This is a genomic window from Caballeronia sordidicola, from assembly GCF_000729995.1.
Classification (GTDB): domain Bacteria; phylum Pseudomonadota; class Gammaproteobacteria; order Burkholderiales; family Burkholderiaceae; genus Caballeronia; species Caballeronia sordidicola_A.
Genome location: NZ_JNFG01000177.1, coordinates 1 through 353, shown reverse-complemented (window position 1 = coordinate 353; position 353 = coordinate 1). Strand labels below are relative to the sequence as shown.

The window sequence follows — 353 nt, the reverse complement described above, 5'->3', positions numbered from 1 at the left end:
AAGGTTGGCGTCACGCTTACGGTGATCACGCGCCTGCGCGACAGCAGTGCATCGGTGGCTTCACGGAGCAAGGCAAAGGCGCGTTGCACATCATGGAAGTAGGCGCGACCGCGCTCGCTCAGTTGCACGCCTCGGCGCTGACGCAGGAACAGCGGAAATCCCAGGCGCTCCTCCAGCTGGCGTACCTGCTGGGCGACTGCTGCCTGGGTGACGGACAGCTCCAGGGCGGCTGCCTGGAAGCTGCCCCGCCGCCCGGCGGCTTCGAAGGCTTGCAGCGCTTTCAACGGCGGGAGGCGGTGGCTGACCGTCATGATCTTCCTGACCCTGGCTTTTCTATTGGCTGTATGCAGAGG

General features: G+C 65.2%; 1 protein-coding gene. It reads right to left on the bottom strand.

The features are described 5' to 3' along the window. Positions 1-311, bottom strand: a 311-nt coding sequence (locus FH08_RS0134275) for a LysR family transcriptional regulator (protein ID WP_031362670.1), incomplete at its 3' end; no start/stop codon positions are given. Positions 312-353 lie beyond the last annotated feature (42 nt).